The organism is Flavobacterium branchiophilum NBRC 15030 = ATCC 35035, from assembly GCF_002217205.1.
Lineage (GTDB): Bacteria > Bacteroidota > Bacteroidia > Flavobacteriales > Flavobacteriaceae > Flavobacterium > Flavobacterium branchiophilum.
On sequence record NZ_MUGT01000204.1, the window covers coordinates 1 to 3,060 of the forward strand.

Annotated in this window: 3 protein-coding genes; all 3 read right to left on the bottom strand. The window is 29.5% G+C overall.

The genetic code is table 11. The features are described from left to right. Nucleotides 1-1,944, bottom strand: a 1,944-nt coding sequence (locus B0A58_RS15805; protein ID WP_106408036.1) for a DEAD/DEAH box helicase family protein, incomplete at its 3' end; no start/stop codon positions are given. A gap of 96 nt (nucleotides 1,945-2,040) precedes the next feature. Then, nucleotides 2,041-2,796, bottom strand: a complete 756-nt coding sequence (locus B0A58_RS15810) for a DNA methyltransferase (RefSeq protein WP_089081837.1) — start codon at nucleotides 2,794-2,796, stop codon at nucleotides 2,041-2,043. Nucleotides 2,797-2,814: 18 nt separating this feature from the next. Next, nucleotides 2,815-3,060 (bottom strand): transposase (locus B0A58_RS15815; RefSeq protein WP_165766333.1); only part of this gene is annotated, 246 nt, incomplete at its 5' end.

Here is a 3,060-nt window from a genome sequence, read left to right on the forward strand (position 1 = left end):
GGGGGCTAGACCAGTACCAACAAAATCAATTACTAAATTCCCAAGATAGTTTATACTTTCTATAAAATTGCTAGTCGAATCTAGATTTGGAAAAAACTTCTTTAAATTATCGAAATAGAAAAATGGATTGTGTGTCATTGCACTTCTAATGATATGTTTTTCAATGGAATTTAATGGAATTTCTTTTGCTCTTGGGTTTTCATCAACATCATAATCTTCCTTAAAAAAGCCTATCATTTTTCCTTTTCCAGATGAAAGAGTGTATTTGTAATTTCTTTTAGAAACACCTAAATCTGAAATAGATTTAATATTACCATAGCTTTTTTCTTTTTTAACATTAAAAGAAACGCTGCCATTTTTATAAAAATCTGTTTGTTTGAAATCTTCTTTTAATTCTAGTGAAAGCTGAACATAATCCTCCTCATTATCGGCACTTCCAAAATGAACTAAAGCGCTTTTTAATTCAGAAATATAATTACTTTCGTCTTTTGTATGATAATATAGTTCTTCTAAAATCTTAAAATCATTTTCTAAATCATCATCATATTTACGCTTGTATTTTTCTTGATTTTCTTCTAAAATAAACGGAAAATATCTTGCACCACGACCAATCAATTGTGCTTCAGCAATAGTGGTGCTTCCAAATGTTTTATTAGAACCTCCAGAATTTTGACCTTCATATAAACGAACAATGTCAAATAAATTCAAAACATCCCAACCTTCATTTAATTTATGAACCGAAAATATGGCTCTTATTGGATTATTTCCATCTTCTAAAGTGTTTAATTTTATTTGATTGGCTTCAATTTCTTTATCATCATTGGTACTTAAACAATTTTCAGGTTTGAAATTTGATTTTAAGCGGTTTACTAGTTGATTGGAAGTCAATTGTATGGAGTCAAAAAAAGAAAAGGCTTTTTGAACAATGGTAACCGTTGAAGTAGCTCTGATTTCTTCAATTTCTTTAACGGTTAAATTGTCAATTAAATCATGAAAATTGCGTTTGTTTTGTTCCGATTCTTTTATGGTTTTTTTAGCCTTAAAGAGAATTACAGGTTTTAAATTTATATTGTGTTTAGTGGCTAATTCTTGTCGGTATTGGTTGAGGATAATGGCTTGAATAATGCGTTCTTTTTCATCGTAATTGGAACGAATTAAATTAATTTCTTTAGAATATTTGTCAATTCGAAACTGGGCTAAATCATATTTGTAAATTACTTTATCTTGGTATTTTTTAATAATGTCTTTGCTTTCATAATCTAAAGTCGCAGTAAACTCAAGCAAAATATTTTCTAAATTTGATTGATGAATTGATGTAATTAATTGCTCCCAACTTTGAAATAATTCGGTTTGATTTTTTGTATTTGCGTTGTAATGGTGGGCTTCGTCTCCCAATAAAACTATTTTTCTGTTTTCAAAATCTTCCAAACTTAATGCGTTTTCTTTTTCGGTTTGAACCAAATCAGAATGTAATTTTTGAATGGAAGTAAAATGAATATTGATGTTTTTATCATCTGCTTCATCAAAGTTTTTTACCTCTTTAATTTCTACCCGTTCACCGTTGATGTTTATCCATTTGTTAAACAAATATTTGGTTGCGTTTTGGTTTAAAAAATTCTCTCTAGTTTTGTCTAAAATGGTATTTGAATGAACAAAAAACAAAAAATTGCGATACCCTTTCTCATACAAATACAGCATTAATCCAGCCATAATAAGTGTTTTTCCACTTCCTGTTGCAATATTGAATAACAAATGAAAAGGCATTTTAGGTTTGCCATTATATTCTTCATTATAAAAAAGTAAAAAACGTTGAAAAGCCTCAATTTGATAGGGTCTTTGTCCAAATCCTGGTTTTAGATTATCAGAAATACTCTTTGGAATGTCAACTTTTGAAATGGCTCTTTTGCCAAATTCTTCTATTAATTTATCGTATAAAAATGCCATAGTTTAATTTTTTATACCTACAAGGTCAAAAAAAGACCTTGCAGGAAAAGTGAGAATGTCCTGCAAGGTTTTCAGAACCTTGTAGGTATGAATGTCTTATATCGAATAAAAATCTTTTGTGATTTTTATTTCCTCTTCGGTTACATTAGCATCTGCATCATTTATATTGGAACGGTTTACATACAATTGATTTTTATCTAATAAAGAAACCAAATGCTGTTTTTGTTCCTCTAAAGGAAGTTGTTTAAAGTCTTCAATGTGTTCGTCTTGCTTTTTGATAGCAACATTATAAGTCAGAAATGATTTGGTTTTCATGTCCTCCCAAATTTCCAAAATAGCTTTTGTGTCTTTGGCAATTTCAATTTGATCTATAAAACGTTGATTGTGTTTTTTGAGTTCTACGTAAACGAATTCGCCACCGCCTTGCCAGTTAATGGATTTTGAAATACCTCCTTGTTCGCCATCAATCACTTTTTTCAATCGCTCAACTGCTACGGTCTCAATATAATCCATTTGTTCAACTCCAATGTATTGACGATTCATTTTGTGAGCCACTGCTGCTGTAGTTCCAGAACCTAAATGATAATCGAGAACGATGTCGTTTTCTTTGGTGGACATTTCGATGACTCTTTGAATTAAACTTTCTGGTTTAGGATTTGAAAAAACTATTTCAGAAAACATGTTTTTTAAATGTTGTGTACCATTTGTTGTTGTATCTATATCTGTCCAAATTGTTTTGGCTACTTTTCCTCTTTCAAGTGCTTCTGTTAAAAATCTTTTTCTTTGTGGTGAAGATTTCCCATCTACCCCGAAAATTATTCTGTTTTCTTTTACTAATTCTTGAAATTTAATTAAATCATTTCGAGTTACTTACTTAGGAGCTACAATTAATTTCCATCCTACCCATTCGTGATTTATCATTCTTTTTATTAGATTATCAAAAATTGTTTCTTTATATATTGATCTATTTAATCGATAAAAATATTCGTTTAAATATTTTTGTAAATGATGTTTACTAACGTGAGTTTGTATTGTTCGTAATCCAGATTTTAGTTGTTGAATGATGTTGTTAATTTGTTTGAAATTTACCGTAGGTTGGCTTATTTCTTGTTTTAA